The following is a 12,665-nucleotide window of genomic DNA, read 5'->3' as shown; positions in this document are numbered from 1 at the left end:
GCATCATCGCGTGACGGTGTGCCGCTCGTCAGCCGCGCTCTCGCCGATGCCGACACCGACGTCCTGACCTCCGGGGATGCGCACCGCACCGACCGTCGTCAGCACCGGGTGCAGGTCGTCGCCGTCGCGCACCTCCCCGCCCCGCCACACGATGGCGACGTCGGGGCCCTGGATCGTCGCCTCTGCGAGGCAGTTGTCGAACCACGGGCCGTCGGTGACGAGCCACGGGTAGGCCGGGTCGGGCACCCGCTTCGAACGGCCGGCGACGAAGCGCATCGGGCGCACGAGACTGCGCGCGAAGGCCGACATCATCACCCTGACCGCACGCGGCATGGGGTTGCGGATCGGCGAGCAGACGGCCTGGACGATGCGGGAGCGCGCGCCGTGCCGCTCGGCGGCGTCCGTGACCTCGGCGAGGTAGGAGTTGTGGACGTCGCCCGAGAGGAAGACGATCGTCGACGGGGCCCGGCCGCGGTTGCCCCGGGCCACGTCCATGACGATGTCGAAGACCTCGGCGAAGCCCTCGTTGAACGCCGCCCAGTGCTCGAGGTCGATGCTCTGCCGGGCCCGCTCGGCGACGGTCGCGACGAGGCGCCCGTGCGCGCCCTCCGCCAGCACCTCGTCGATGGCCTCGAAGTCGTGCAGGCCGGGGGGCAGCAGGAACGGCAGCGACGTGCCGATGAAGAGGTGCTCGACGTCTCCGGTCAGCTGCTCGTCGAGCCAGGCCATCTCGTCGGGATCGAGCATCGAGCGGTGGTGGGGGTCGAGCACGCGGGCCGCCCGCGAGTCGACGACGACGAGCCGGCAGTCACCGAGGTCGCGCCGGTAGCTCCAGCGGTAGACCTCCGGGTGGCGGTCGACCCGGCGGGCGAGGTCGAAGAGCGGCTCGGTGAGATCGACCTCCCCGGCCTTCGGCCCGTCGGCGCCCGCAACGCCGCCAGCGCCGCCAGCACCCGCAACGCCGCCAGCGCCCCCAGCGCCCGAGGTGCCGAGCAGCCGCGAATACACCTCGTCCTCGGCCAGCTCCCCCGGAGGGAGGTTGCCGAGGTGCTGGTAGACCCAGTACGACGAGAGCCCGCCCATGAGCCGCTCGTGCCACCACGGGGTGCGGTTGATCTCCTCCTGCCACGTCCACGACGTGTTCCAGTCGTCACGGATGTCGTGGTCGTCGAAGATCATGCAGCTCGGCAAGGAGGAGAGCAGCCACCGGATCGCGTCGTCGCTCCAGGCGAGGCCGTAGAGGTGGGCGTACTCCTCGTAGTCCTTGATCTCCTCCCCCGGCGGCTGAGTGATGTCACGCCGGGCGGCGATGAAGGCCCGCATCTCCTCGGACGTCTCGTCGGCATAGACCTGGTCGCCGACGAAGGCGAGCAGGTCGGGCCACTGCGCCGCACCGTCGGCGAGAGCGAGGGCGAGGGTCCGCAGCGCGTCGACGCCGTTGCTGGCATTGCCTGCCCGGTCGTGCGACACGCTCGTGCGACACGAGCCGAAGAGCAGCCGCGTCGGCCTCGACCGGTCGATGGTGCGGATGCGCGGTGGCGGGAAGGCGTGGCCCGCAGGCGGCCACACGGGCTCGTCGCCGATCCGGACGGCATACGGCAGCTCGTCGCCGGGGGCGAGCCCGTCGACGACGACGAGGGCGTAGTGGTGCCCCTTGACGCTGAACGTCGGCGCGCGCCACTCGCGGCCGTCGGCCTCAACCGTGACGACGTCGGCGCCGGACGTCTCGACCCAGACGGTGGCGTCGGTCTCGCCGATGTAGCGCAGCATGGGGCCCAGGACGAGGGGGCCCGGCGACCCGGCCATCAGAGGTGACGTCCGAAGAAGTCGAGTGTGCGCTGCCAGGCGTCGCCGGCCGCCTCCGCGTCGTAGCGCGAGGGCGAGGTGTCGTTGAAGAAGGCGTGCCCGACCTCGTGGTAGACGCGCGCCGTGAAGTCGACACCGGCATCGGCCATGCGCTGCTCGAGCTCCGGCACGCCGTCGGTGATGCCGTGGTCCTCCTCGCCGTAGAACGCGAGGACGGGGCAGCTGATCGTGGCGGGGTCACCGGTCTCGGGGAAGCCGCCGTAGAAGGCGACGGCGGCGCGGAGCCGGGGCTCGGCGAGTGCGAGTGCGTAGCTGTAGGAGCCGCCGAAGCAGAAACCGACGACCCCCACCGAGCCGTCGACCCCGGGCTGTTCGAGGAGCAGGTCGACGACGGACCGCAGCGCCGGCACCGCCCAGGCGGCGAACTCCGGCGACCGGGCACCACCCAGCGCCTCCCGCATGCGCGGCTGGGCCGCCGTGCGCGTCGCCTCGTCGGCTGCCATCAGCTGCTGCAGCTCGGCGCCGACCTCCGGCGTGAGGCCGATGTGCCCGAGCAGGTCGGGGGCGACCGCGAGGTAGCCCTCTGCCGCGAAGCGGTCCGCGACGTCCTTGATGTGGTCGGCCAGACCCCAGATCTCCTGGATGACGACGACGGCCCCGCGCACCTCGCCGGGCGGGTCGGCGCGGTAGGCGGTCAGGTCATGCTGGGGCAGCTCGATCATCGTTCCCATCCCCCTGTCTTACCAGCGAAGACTGAGGAGCGGTCCGTAGCTGCCGGTCTCGTCGCGACGGTTCGGCGAACGGCAGCGCTCTTCGCCGATAGTCCTGCGCGACCCGTCAGTGCACCGGACACTGGGACGGTGAAGGTGATGGTCACCGGAGGCACCGGTTTCGTCGGGTCGCACGTCGTCGTCGGCCTGCTGGCGGCCGGCCACGAGGTGCGACTGCTCGCGCGCCGACCCGAGCGCGTGCAGTCGGCGCTCGCGCCACACGGCCTCGCGGACGCGGTCCCGCCCGATGACGTCGTGGTGGGCGACGTGCGCGACGAGGCGCTCATCAGCCAGGCCCTCGACGGCTGCGACGCCGTCGTGCACGCCGCGGCCGTCTTCTCGGTGGACCCCCGACGGGCTGCCGAGGTGACGGCCACCAACCTGGCCGCCACCGAGGCTGTGCTCGGCCGTGCCGTCGCGGCCGGGTGCGACCCCGTGGTGCACATATCGTCCACGGTCGCGCTGACGCGGCGCGGTCCCAGCGGTCCGGACCTGCCCCTCGGCGACCTGGAGATGCCCTACGCGGCGTCGAAGACCGAGTCCGAGCGGGTCGCCCGCCGCCTGCAGGAGACCGGCTCGCCCGTCGTGTCGGTCTATCCCGGGGGCGTCTACGGCCCGTACGACCCCCATCTCGGCGACCAGGCCGCCCGTCTCGTGGCTGTCGTGCGAGGTCGCCTGCCGGTGTGGCCCGCCGGGGGCTACCACTGCGTCGACGTGCGCGACGTGGCCGCCACCGTGGTCGGCGTCATCGAGGCGGGGCGCGGGCCGCGCCGCTTCGTCGTGCCGGGTCACCACGTCGGCGGCAGGGAGCTGTTCGGCGCGGTCGAGCGGGCGATCGCCCGCAGGCGCCCTCACCTCACCCTGCCCAAGGCCATCGCCGCACAGGCGACGGCACCGATCGATGCCGTGAACGCTCGCCTCCCGGCGTCGTGGCACTATCCGGCCGACCGTGAGGGCGTCGAGATCACGATCCGCGACACGCGGCTCGACGACAGCCCGGCCCGCACGGAGCTCCACCTGCAGCCGCGCGCGTGGGACGACACGATCCGCGACACGATCACCTGGCTCGTCGACGCCGGTCACCTCGACGAGCGCTATCGCCCGGCTGCGTCGGCGACAATCCCCGGGTGACGGCCGAACCCTCCGACGCGTGGCTCAGGGCGTATGCCGCCAGGCTGAGCCGCGGGGTCCGCGACGGGTCGCCGGTCCGACGGGTCCACACCCCGTCCGGTGCGCTCGTCGTCCACGTCGGGGACGTCGTCGTGAAGGTCCACCACCTGCGGACGGATGCCGCCGCCCTGTCACGTCGGCTCGCGGCCTCGGGGCAGCTGGCTGCCCGTGGTCTCGTCGTGCCCCCGTTGTCGAGCAGGCCTGTGACGGACCCGGCGAGCGGCCGTCTCGTCACGGCCTGGCCCGCGTCGACGTGCTGGGTCCGGACGACGGCGATCTGCCGTGGGCGGCGGCCGGCGAACTCCTCGCCCGCCTGCACCGCACGCCGGTGGACGCGGTGACCGCACGGCTCGGCGCGCACGGCGGGGGCGACAGGGTCGACCGAGCGCTGGCGCGGGTCGCCGACCTAGGCATCGGTGACGACGTCCGGCACCTGCTGTCGACGGTGGGCGCACCGCTGGCAGCACAGCTGGCAGCACAGCTGGTGGCGCAGCGCAGGGATGGCGCGCAGCCCGGAGACTCACGCCGCGGGTCGCTGGTCCACGGCGACTGGCACCTCGGCCAGCTGGCGCACGACGGCGACGGCTGGCGGTTGCTCGACATCGACGACGTCGGGCTCGGGGACCCCGCATGGGACCTCGGCCGGCCGGCCGGCTTCTGGGCCGCGGGGCTGCTCGACGACGAGGACTGGGGCACCTTCATCGACGCGTACCGCGCCGCCGGCGGCCCGGGCATCCCCCACGACAGCGACCCGTGGCCACGCCTCGACCTGCCTGCCCGGTGTGCCGTCTTCGTCGCCGCGGTGCGCGAGCTCGCCATCCAGCCGGCATCCAGTGAGATCTCAGCATCAGCCCTGTTGCAGGCTTGCGCCCGGATGTGAGGATGGCCCCATGAGCCAGCAACCGCCGCCCTTCCCGCACCAGGACGCCACCGGGGCAGCCGCGTACCAGCCGCAGGGATTCATCTGCCCGAAGTGCCGGGGCGCGATGCGCACCTATGACCGCAACGGCGTCCACGTCGAGCAGTGCGACCAGTGCCGGGGCATCTTCCTCGACTTCGGCGAGTTCGAGCACCTGTCGCAGCTGGAGGCCCGCTTCGTGGCGCACCCGCCGCCGCAGCAGTACGGCGGTCCGTCGTGGGGCCACCACGGCGGCAAGAAGTACCGCAAGAAGGGCATGGCCGGCCTCTTCTTCTCGAGCTGACCCGGGCCCCAGGCGGCTCCCGCTAGGTGACCACCGTCGTGACGACCGCCGTCACCGACGGCCGCGTCGGCGTGGACGAGAATCCGAACCGGCACGGCGGGTCCACCGGGGCGAGCGCTCCGAGCGGCTCCCCGTCGAACGAGCCGACGAGGCTGGTGACGGCGTGGAGGTCGGTCGCCCCGTAGTACTCCCGCCGGCCCTCGAGGGCGGTTCCTCGAGTTCGCACGCCGCGCAGGGCAACCCGTGCGAACGGATCAACGGCGGTTGCCCATGCCCGGCTCGTGGCGATGCGGGACGGCACGAGCCGCAGGAGCCGGCCGAGCGGCATACGCCCCCCGACGCTCAGGTCGAGCAGGAGCGACGGCGACTCGACATGCCACCCGTGCTCCGCGGAGGTCACGGTGACCGGCTCGAGACGCACCTCGTCGAAGGCGTAGGTCGCCTCGATGAAGGCCGCCACCTCGGGGCTCGGCGCGACGAGAACCCGGTGGCCCGACGCCGTCTCGACCATGGCGTCACCGAAGGACCCCAGCGGGGTCCGGTGCCACGACCCGACGACGACACGGGTGCCCGACGCCGAGCCGATGCCGGCGATCTGTCCGTGGAAACGCTGCACCGGCACCCGCCGAGCGTAGGTCAGCGCCGCCCGGGTCGCTCACTCGACCCGGCTCACCGTCTTCTCGATGCCCGCGATGATCGCCGAGTAGTCGTCGGTCGGCGACCCGCCGAGCACCGACCCCCAGGCCGGCACGAGCTCGGCTCCGTAGCGGTGGCCGTAGCCGTCGGGCGGGTCGTGGCCGACCGCCATGTCGGTCGTCAGCTGCCAGAAGGTGACGAACGGGATCCACGTGACGTCCGGGTTGACGTCGCGTCCGCGAGGCTCGCGCAGCCACTCCGGCTCGGCGCCGAGCAGTGCGGGGTTCCACCAGACGACGGGGTCGGAGGGGTGCTGGGCGTAGACGAAGCGGGGGAAGTCCCACGTGCCGTAGTCGCGGCCGTAGTAGTCGTGGTCAGCCGTCGCTGCCGGCGACGAAGCGGATGTGGCGTCCCGCGTCGACGACGGGGACGATCTCGGGCGAGCCCTCGTTGCGGCGAGCCGTCAGCTCCATCGCGATCCCGGTGAAGCTCGGCGTGCCGACCCACACCCCGCCCTGCGCCTTGCGCAGCATGTCGGCGGCGTCGGTGAAGGCGGCGTGGCCGCCGTACGAGCCGAGGGACTCCCCGCCGACGACGAGCTGGGAGCCGGTCCTCGGGGAGGCTGCTCCACACGGCATGCACCCGGTCGAAGAGCGCCTTGCCGGCCTCGCGCGGGGTGTCGCGGTCGGTCATCATCGACAGGGCGCTCGGCAGGTAGAGTACTGCATCGCCGCGATCGCACTGATCGCCGTTGCTGAGGTACTCGATCGACTGCGCCGACCAGTCGTCGACCCAGCCCGTACCCGTCGTCGTGATGACGGCGAGCACCCGGCGCTCGAAGGCGCCCGTGCGCCGGAGCTCGGCCACGACCGAGTCGACCACCTCGTCGATCGACTCGTCCGGCGAGCGGCCGGCATAGACCCGGATGGGCTCGATCGCGTCGCGTCCCGTGGCGGCCGTGATCTGCGCCGGCGTCGGGGCGCTCGTGACGAACATCTGGCCCTGGTAGCCGAGACTCGCATAGCTCTCGAGCGACCCCGGCCCACCCGAGCGCAGCGGCGAGCCGGAGCGGCCCGCCCCACCGGTGGGCTCGAGTTCACTTGCGCCGCAACGCCGGCGAAGGCCTGGATCCGCGGTGGAAGACGACGCTGTCGCTCACCCACGCCGTCGTGAGCACGACGACGACGATGGCCACCCCCGACGCGATCGTCTTGGGCAGCACGTGGCCGGCGGCCTCGGCGAGCCGGTGCGTCATGCCGCGCACCCGCGCGCGAGGGCGATGAGAGCGGCGGTGATGGCTGCGGCCAGCAGGAGGGCGAGCACCCAGTCGAGCGGGCTCAGCGGGCGAGCCCCACGACGGCGGCGGTGCGGGGCCTGCGACCGGACGTTCGAGACGGTCACGGCGACGACGGCCACCGCGGCGAAGACGGGCGCGGCGACGAGGATCCAGTGCCGCGCCTCGCCACTGACCAATGATGCGCAGGTCGATGACGCGAGCGATCGTCCGCACCAGCCACGCGAGCACGACCCTAGCGCATAGCCGGCCGCGGCGCACAGCCCGGTGATCATGCCCTGGTAGTACCAGGTGCGCGGCAGCAGGCTCGGCGACATCGCGATGATACGTAGGCCGCGCCGAAGAAGACCCCTGTGCCCGAGACGTGCCACCACCGGCGACCGGTGCGCAGGTGGGCGGTGGTGGTGGGCATACCTCCACGGTAGTCCCCGCGGCGGCCGAGACCTCAGGTTTCTCCCGGAGCGGGCCCTGAGACCGCTACACGAGCGGCCGGGACCGCCCAAGGACTGCCGGGGGCCGCCCCGCCCGCAGGCGTCATGATGGGCAGATGGCTGACGACCCGGCGCGACTGCACTCCTTCACCCGCGCGCCTCACCTTCGAGGTCGACGACGAGGGCCGGTCGGGGGCGAGACGGCGTGCTGCTGCACGGCTTCCCCCCGATCGCACCTGCTGGCACCGCATCGCACCGCTGCTCCACGACCCGGTCTCGCACCCTCGCACCTCCACGCACAGCGCGCGCTACAGCGCGGCGCGCGCGCGCGCCCACCCGGCCGGCGGCATACCGCCTCGAGGAGCTGCTCGCCGACGTGCTCGCCCTGCTCGACGCCGCCGGGGTCTCGCGCGCGCACGTCGTCGGGCACGACTGGCGGCGCCGTCGCTGGCTGCTGGCGGCCAACCACCCCGACCGCGTCGCGACGGTCACGGCACTCTCGACACCCCACCCCGCCGCCCTCTCGCGTGCACTGAGGTCGGACCGAGGGCAGCAGCTCAAGTCGTGGTACATGGCGGCCTTCCAGGTGCCGTGGGTGCCCGAGCGGGTCGTCGCCGCCCTCTTCCACTCCATCGTCGTGCGCACCGGCATGCCCCTCGAGGACGCCGAGCGGTATGCCGCCCACCTCGCCCACGCGGACGCGCTCGCCGGGCCGATCGGCTGGTACCGCGCCACCGCCTCCTCGCACGTGCCCGCCCACCGGTGTCGGTGCCGGCCACCTTCGTCTGGGGCTCCGCGGACTCCGCCCTCGGCAGGACTGCGGCCGAGCTGACCCGCGAGCACGTGACCGGCCCCTACACGTTCGTCGAGCTCGACGACCAACCACTGGCTGCCCGAGCGGCGGCCGCGCGAGTGCGCGAGGGCGGTCATCGCGCGGGTGCGTGACGCAGATGACCCGATGCGGGGAGAACGCGGCCCGCGGGTAGGTGCAGGACCGTGAAGATCGACATCTGGTCCGACATCGTGTGCCCCTTCTGCTACCTCGGCAAGCGCCGGCTCGAGGCCGCCCTCGGCGCGTTCGAGCACCGCGACGACGTCGAGGTGACGTGGCACAGCTTCGAGCTCGACCGGGGCGCGCCGGCCGTCGCGGACCTCCCCCTCGTCGACCTCGTCGCGGCGAAGTACGGCACGAGCCAGGAGCAGGCCGTCGCCCAGCACCGCTCGATGGCGGCCGCCGCGACCGAGCTCGGGCTCGAGTTCAACTGGGAGCAGGCCCGCTACGGCAACACCTTCGACGCGCACCGCGTCGTGCACCTCGCGGCGGAGCACGGCCTCGCCGACGCCGCCCGAGCGCCTCATGCGCGCCTACTTCACCGACGGTCTCGCGGTCGGTGACCGTGACACCCTCGTCGGCCTCGCCACCGAGATCGGGCTCGACGAGTCCGAGGTGCGCGCGATGCTCGAGTCCGACGACTTCGGCAACCACGTGCGCAGCGACGAGGCCACCGCCAAGATGCTCGGCATCGAGTCGGTGCCCTTCTACGTCTTGGACCGCAAGTACGGCGTCTCCGGCGCGCAGCCCGTCGAGGTCTTCACGCAGGCGCTCGAGACCGCCTGGGCCAACCGTCACGAGCAGCCCGAGCCGGTCGCCGTCGGTGGCGGCTGCGGCGGGGCCTGCGGAGCCGACGGCTGCGGTGGGGGCCCTGCGCCCGCTGAGGCCCCTACCGTGGAGGGCATGGCCCCCCGTGATGTTCGAGGACGCCGACCCCTACCTCGCGCGGCTGCGCGAGATCTGCCTCGCGCTGCCCGAGGCGCAGGAGAAGGTCTCGCACGGCCGGCCGAACTTCTTCACGAAGAAGGTCTTCGCCGGCTATGGCGCGGTGGTCCGGGGCGACCACGACCCCGAGCCCTACGCCCGCTCCCTCGTCTTCCTGCCCGACGCCGCCGACCGGCCGGCGCTGCTCGCCGACGACCGCTTCTTCGAGCCCCTACCTGGGGCCCTACGGCTGGCTGGGGCTCGACTTCGCTCCGGCGGGCTCGGTGGAGCAGGTGGCGTGGGACGAGGTGGCCGAGCTCGTCGACGCGTCCTACCGGCTCACGGCGCCGGCCCGGCTGGTTCGCCTGCTCGACGACGGCGACAGGTCGTGAGCGACGGGGTCGCGCGCCCGGCTCCGCCGTGGCACAGCCAGGACGGCCACGTCGTGCGCCTCGAGTGGGGTCCAACGGGCGCCGAGGCCCTGACGCGGTATGCCGTCGCGTCCCGCGCCGCCGTCACCGCCGTCGTCATCGACGTGCTGAGCTTCACGACCTGCGTCTCGGTGGCGGCGGACGCCGCCATCCCGTGCACCCCTACCGCTGGAAGGACGACTCGGCCGTCGCGCACGCCGAGCGGCTCGGGGCGCGGCTCGCGGTGCCGAGGTCAGCGTCACGCAAGGCCTCGGCTGGTGGCCAGCCGGACGGCATACCGCCGATCAGCCTGTCTCCCAAGTCGATTCGTGAGGCGTCGGGGGTGAGCGCTCTCGTCCTGCCGTCACCGAACGGCTCGACGATCAGTCACCAGCTCGCCGACGCGGGTGCCGACGTCGTCGCGGTGTCGCTGCGCAACCGGGCGGCTGCCGCACGGTGGGTCGTGGGCAAGATGGTGGCGGCCCGAGGTCGACAGCCGGCTGTCGTCGTCGTGCCGGCGGGAGAGCGCTGGCCGGATGGGTCGCTGCGCCCTGCAGTCGAAGACCTCTGGGGCGCAGGCGCATTCGTCGCCTCGCTCGTCGAGCGGCTCGAGCACCAGGCCGGCCCCCTGCTTCTCAGCCCCGAGGCGAGCGCCGCGCTGGCGGCCTGGCTCACCGTCGAGGACGACGTGCCCGCGGCCTTGGAGAGGTCGGCGAGCGGGCGCGAGCTCGTGGCCCAGGGCTGGCCCGACGACGTCAGGATCGCGGCCGAGCTCGATGCGTCGACCGCCGTCCCGGTCCTGCGCGACGGGGCCTTCCGCCCGGCCTGACCGGGTTCCCACTCGCCGTCGAGTGCCCACTTCCCGACGCACCCACGACGTCCGAAACCGAGCACTCGACGCAGCCTCCCGGTCGAGTGCCCACTTCCCCGTGGGGAACTGGGCACTCGACGGTGAGTGAGGGCCTGGGGCTACTGGCCCATCGCCGTCCAGAAGGCCGAGGCGGCGCGCGAGCTGCGGCCGGTGCGTCGCTCCGACCAGTCGGCCGAGGTCATGAGGGCGGTGACGGCGTTGACACCGAGCCAGCGCAGCGGCTCCGGCTCCCAGGCCCGCGACGTCCGCCCGGCCCAGGGCAGCGAGGCGAGGTCGTCGGGGTCGTCGCCGCTGATCATCGCCGCGAGCGTGCGGCCCGCGAGCGCGGAGGTCGCCACGCCGTCACCGACGTAGCCCCGGCGAAGGCCAGCCCCGTGTGCTTGTCGTGACGCACCGACGGGAACCAGTCGCGCGGCACGCCGAGGTTGCCACCCCAGGCGTGGGTGAAGGCGACGTCGCGCAGCACCGGAAAGAGCTCGACGAGGATCCGCCGCAGCATCGCGTGCACGCGTTCGTCGCGCTCGTACGCCGACGAGAGCCGCGACGCGTATGGTAGGGGGCCCCGCGCCCACCGAAGGCGATGCGTCCGTCGCGGGTGCGCTGACCGTAGACGACGAGGTGCCGGTTGTCGGCGAACGTCGTGCGGCGCTCGAGGCCGATCTGCTGCCAGATGTCGTCGCCCAGCGGCTCGGTCGCCGTCATGAGCGAGTAGACCGGGGCGATCGCCCGCCGGCGGCCCGCGACCGTCGGCGTGTAGCCCTCGGTGGCGAGCACGACGTGCTCGGCCCGCACGGTGCCGTGCGGGTGACGACGCGCCGGCTGCCCACGTCGACGGCCGAGGTGCGCTCGTAGATCGTGACGCCGCGTCGCTCGACGGCCGCGAGCCCACGCACGAGCCGCGCGGGGTGGATCGCCGCGCAGTGCGGCGTCCACGAGCCGCCGAGCGCGTCGGAGACCTGCGCGAACTCGGCCACCTCGTGGGCGGACCGGTGGTCGTCCGGCCCGAACCCCCAGGCGTGGAAGTCGGCGACCTCCGCCCGCACCCGCTCGAGCTGGGCGGGGTTGCGTGCCACCGAGAGGTAGCCACCCTGGTCGAAGTGGCAGTCGATGCCCTCCTCCGGCGATGGCGCCGACGGAGGCCACCGTGCGTGCAGCTGGTGCTGCATCCGCACGGCAGCGTCGCGTCCGCGCTCGCTCGCCATCCGCTGGAGCGACGCCGGGAAGAGCGCCGAGCACCAGCCACGTTGCGCCCCGAGGCACCGAAGCCCGCGATCTCGCGCTCGATGACGGCGACGCGGACCGTCGGGTCGGCGCACGAGGTGTATGCCGTCCACAGCCCGGTGTAGCCCGCCCCCACGATCGCGACGTCGACCTCGACGTCGCGATCGAGCCCCGGTCGGGGGTGAAGTCGTCGTCCATCGTGTCGTGCCACAGACTCAGGCTTCGGTATCCGCTCGCAGGCATGCGGGCAGTATGCACCGCCTGCCTGTCGTGGTGAAGGTGGGGGCAGCACACACTTTTCGGTGGAATGCGGTTCCATTGCCTACGGATTCCGAAGGTGAACGGCATTCCCCATACCCCTTCCGCGGAAGCCGCCGCCGGGGCAGGATGCCGGCATGACCTCCCTCGACCGATCCCGCCTGGCCCGGCTCCACGAGCGCGAGCGTGCCGCCTTCACCGCCGCCCGTCCCCGCTCCCGCGAGCTGGCAGAGCGCGCGCGGGCCCACATGCCCCGGCGTCCCGATGAGCTGGATGGTCAAGTGGCCGGGCGACTTCCCGGTCTTCGTCGAGAGCGCGGCCGGGGCCCACTTCACCTGCGTCGACGGCATCGACCACGTCGACCTCTGCCTCGGCGACACCGGCGCGATGATGGGCCACTCCCCCGCCGCGACCGTCGACGCGGTGACCCGGCAGCTCTCCCGAGGCATCACGACGATGCTGCCGACCGAGGACGCCATCGCGGTCTCGACCGGTCTCGCCGAGCGCTTCGGTCTGCCCTACTGGCAGTTCACCCTCACCGCGACCGACGCCAACCGGCACGCGATCCGCTACGCCCGCCTTCTCACCGGCCGCCCAAGGTCGTGGTGCACAACTGGTGCTACCACGGCTCGGTCGACGAGGCCTTCGCGACGCTGGGCGAGGCGGCTCGACCGTCGACCGGCCGAGCAACATCGGCGCCCCGGTGCCGACCTCGGAGACGACCCGTGTCGTCGAGTTCAACGACCTCGAGCGCTCGAGCGCGCCCTCGCCCACGGCGACGTCGCGGCGATCCTCGTCGAGCCGGCGCTGACCAACATCGGCATCGTCCTGCCCGACGAC

The 12,665-nt window shown here is 73.0% G+C and carries 16 protein-coding genes and 5 pseudogenes; 10 read left to right on the top strand and 11 right to left on the bottom strand.

Translation table 11 applies throughout. The features are described 5' to 3' along the window. Positions 1–3: 3 nt before the first annotated feature. Positions 4–1,806, bottom strand: a complete 1,803-nt coding sequence (locus tag FBY41_RS07985) for a DUF7800 domain-containing protein (protein ID WP_141843311.1) — start codon at positions 1,804–1,806, stop codon at positions 4–6. Next, a complete protein-coding gene (locus FBY41_RS07980; RefSeq protein WP_141843309.1) occupies positions 1,806–2,537 on the bottom strand; it encodes a dienelactone hydrolase family protein in 732 nt (243 codons plus the stop codon). Before FBY41_RS07980 ends, FBY41_RS07985 begins: the two co-directional genes overlap by 1 nt. A 138-nt stretch (positions 2,538–2,675) precedes the next feature. Here FBY41_RS07980 and FBY41_RS07975 point away from each other — a divergent pair, with 138 nt between their 5' ends. The 4 genes from FBY41_RS07975 to FBY41_RS07960 are packed head-to-tail and all read left to right on the top strand — an operon-like array spanning position 2,676 to position 4,948. Then, positions 2,676–3,707, top strand: a complete 1,032-nt coding sequence (locus FBY41_RS07975) for an NAD-dependent epimerase/dehydratase family protein (RefSeq protein WP_260439797.1) — start codon at positions 2,676–2,678, stop codon at positions 3,705–3,707. Further along, positions 3,704–4,087 carry a hypothetical protein gene (locus tag FBY41_RS07970; protein WP_141843305.1) on the top strand — a complete coding sequence of 128 codons (384 nt, stop codon included), beginning with the start codon at positions 3,704–3,706 and terminating at the stop codon, positions 4,085–4,087. Before FBY41_RS07975 ends, FBY41_RS07970 begins: the two co-directional genes overlap by 4 nt. Then, positions 4,075–4,626, top strand: coding sequence for a phosphotransferase family protein (locus tag FBY41_RS07965; protein ID WP_185748967.1), 552 nt, complete (start codon positions 4,075–4,077; stop codon positions 4,624–4,626). Before FBY41_RS07970 ends, FBY41_RS07965 begins: the two co-directional genes overlap by 13 nt. A 10-nt stretch (positions 4,627–4,636) precedes the next feature. Beyond that, positions 4,637–4,948 (top strand): TFIIB-type zinc ribbon-containing protein, encoded by a 312-nt coding sequence (locus FBY41_RS07960; protein ID WP_141843302.1) that lies wholly within the window; start codon positions 4,637–4,639, stop codon positions 4,946–4,948. A 22-nt stretch (positions 4,949–4,970) separates the two neighbouring features. Here FBY41_RS07960 and FBY41_RS07955 read toward each other — a convergent pair whose 3' ends face one another. The 5 genes and pseudogenes from FBY41_RS07955 to FBY41_RS23895 form a co-directional block, all read right to left on the bottom strand. Further along, positions 4,971–5,570 (bottom strand): hypothetical protein, encoded by a 600-nt coding sequence (locus FBY41_RS07955; RefSeq protein ID WP_141843300.1) that lies wholly within the window; start codon positions 5,568–5,570, stop codon positions 4,971–4,973. Positions 5,571–5,603: 33 nt separating this feature from the next. Then, positions 5,604–5,900 (bottom strand): annotated as a pseudogene (locus FBY41_RS23910) (alpha/beta-hydrolase family protein); the annotation flags it as partial. A gap of 58 nt (positions 5,901–5,958) precedes the next feature. Next, a pseudogene (locus tag FBY41_RS23905) lies at positions 5,959–6,640 on the bottom strand (alpha/beta-hydrolase family protein). A 40-nt stretch (positions 6,641–6,680) separates the two neighbouring features. Then, positions 6,681–6,839, bottom strand: coding sequence for a hypothetical protein (locus FBY41_RS23900; protein ID WP_260439648.1), 159 nt, complete (start codon positions 6,837–6,839; stop codon positions 6,681–6,683). After that, on the bottom strand, positions 6,836–7,195 hold the full coding sequence (locus tag FBY41_RS23895) for an alpha/beta-hydrolase N-terminal domain-containing protein (RefSeq protein ID WP_260439647.1): 360 nt from the start codon (positions 7,193–7,195) through the stop codon (positions 6,836–6,838). The genes FBY41_RS23900 and FBY41_RS23895 overlap by 4 nt, the downstream gene beginning before the upstream one ends. 319 nt (positions 7,196–7,514) lie before the next feature. On the opposite strand from FBY41_RS23895, the gene FBY41_RS07945 reads away from it, so the two are divergent. The 5 genes and pseudogenes from FBY41_RS07945 (at position 7,515) to FBY41_RS23880 (ending at position 10,304) form a co-directional block, all read left to right on the top strand. Beyond that, positions 7,515–8,141, top strand: a complete 627-nt coding sequence (locus FBY41_RS07945) for an alpha/beta fold hydrolase (RefSeq protein ID WP_141843298.1) — start codon at positions 7,515–7,517, stop codon at positions 8,139–8,141. Positions 8,142–8,305: 164 nt separating this feature from the next. Next, on the top strand, positions 8,306–8,704 hold the full coding sequence (locus tag FBY41_RS23890) for a DsbA family protein (RefSeq protein WP_260439646.1): 399 nt from the start codon (positions 8,306–8,308) through the stop codon (positions 8,702–8,704). Beyond that, a pseudogene (locus FBY41_RS23885) lies at positions 8,667–8,855 on the top strand (DsbA family protein); the annotation flags it as partial. The gene FBY41_RS23890 and the pseudogene FBY41_RS23885, both read left to right, overlap by 38 nt. Positions 8,856–9,054: 199 nt before the next feature. Then, on the top strand, positions 9,055–9,822 hold the full coding sequence (locus tag FBY41_RS24160; RefSeq protein WP_311769413.1) for a hypothetical protein: 768 nt from the start codon (positions 9,055–9,057) through the stop codon (positions 9,820–9,822). After that, positions 9,819–10,304, top strand: a complete 486-nt coding sequence (locus FBY41_RS23880; RefSeq protein WP_260439796.1) for a 2-phosphosulfolactate phosphatase — start codon at positions 9,819–9,821, stop codon at positions 10,302–10,304. The genes FBY41_RS24160 and FBY41_RS23880 overlap by 4 nt, the downstream gene beginning before the upstream one ends. A 140-nt stretch (positions 10,305–10,444) precedes the next feature. Here the strand turns inward: FBY41_RS23880 and FBY41_RS23875 are convergent, their stop codons facing one another. From FBY41_RS23875 to FBY41_RS23860, 4 genes and pseudogenes are all read right to left on the bottom strand, one after another. Then, a complete protein-coding gene (locus tag FBY41_RS23875; protein WP_260439645.1) occupies positions 10,445–10,684 on the bottom strand; it encodes a hypothetical protein in 240 nt (79 codons plus the stop codon). After that, positions 10,642–10,854 (bottom strand): hypothetical protein, encoded by a 213-nt coding sequence (locus FBY41_RS23870; RefSeq protein WP_260439816.1) that lies wholly within the window; start codon positions 10,852–10,854, stop codon positions 10,642–10,644. Before FBY41_RS23870 ends, FBY41_RS23875 begins: the two co-directional genes overlap by 43 nt. 190 nt (positions 10,855–11,044) lie before the next feature. Further along, entirely contained in the window at positions 11,045–11,548 is a 504-nt protein-coding gene (locus FBY41_RS23865; RefSeq protein ID WP_260439644.1) for an NAD(P)/FAD-dependent oxidoreductase, read from the bottom strand. Between the two features lie 74 nt (positions 11,549–11,622). Then, positions 11,623–11,886: pseudogene (locus FBY41_RS23860) on the bottom strand (hypothetical protein); the annotation flags it as partial. Positions 11,887–12,098: 212 nt separating this feature from the next. On the opposite strand from FBY41_RS23860, the pseudogene FBY41_RS07920 reads away from it, so the two are divergent. After that, a pseudogene (locus FBY41_RS07920) lies at positions 12,099–12,665 on the top strand (aspartate aminotransferase family protein); the annotation flags it as partial.

This window comes from Humibacillus xanthopallidus, assembly GCF_006716675.1.
GTDB classification, from domain to species: domain Bacteria; phylum Actinomycetota; class Actinomycetes; order Actinomycetales; family Dermatophilaceae; genus Humibacillus; species Humibacillus xanthopallidus_B.
Note: the sequence above shows the minus strand (reverse complement) of the source record. Positions and strands in the feature narration are given on the sequence as shown.

Excerpts from the sequence above, each read along its gene's own strand:
- FBY41_RS07985 (WP_141843311.1), bottom strand. The coding sequence starts at position 1,806 with ATGGCCGGGTCGCCGGGCCCCCTCGTCCTGGGCCCCATGCTGCGCTAC.
- FBY41_RS07980 (WP_141843309.1), bottom strand. The coding sequence starts at position 2,537 with ATGGGAACGATGATCGAGCTGCCCCAGCATGACCTGACCGCCTACCGC.
- FBY41_RS07975 (WP_260439797.1), top strand. The coding sequence starts at position 2,676 with ATGGTCACCGGAGGCACCGGTTTCGTCGGGTCGCACGTCGTCGTCGGC.
- FBY41_RS07960 (WP_141843302.1), top strand. The coding sequence starts at position 4,637 with ATGAGCCAGCAACCGCCGCCCTTCCCGCACCAGGACGCCACCGGGGCA.
- FBY41_RS23900 (WP_260439648.1), bottom strand. The coding sequence starts at position 6,839 with ATGACGCACCGGCTCGCCGAGGCCGCCGGCCACGTGCTGCCCAAGACG.
- FBY41_RS23895 (WP_260439647.1), bottom strand. The coding sequence starts at position 7,195 with ATGTCGCCGAGCCTGCTGCCGCGCACCTGGTACTACCAGGGCATGATC.
- FBY41_RS23865 (WP_260439644.1), bottom strand. The coding sequence starts at position 11,548 with ATGGCGAGCGAGCGCGGACGCGACGCTGCCGTGCGGATGCAGCACCAG.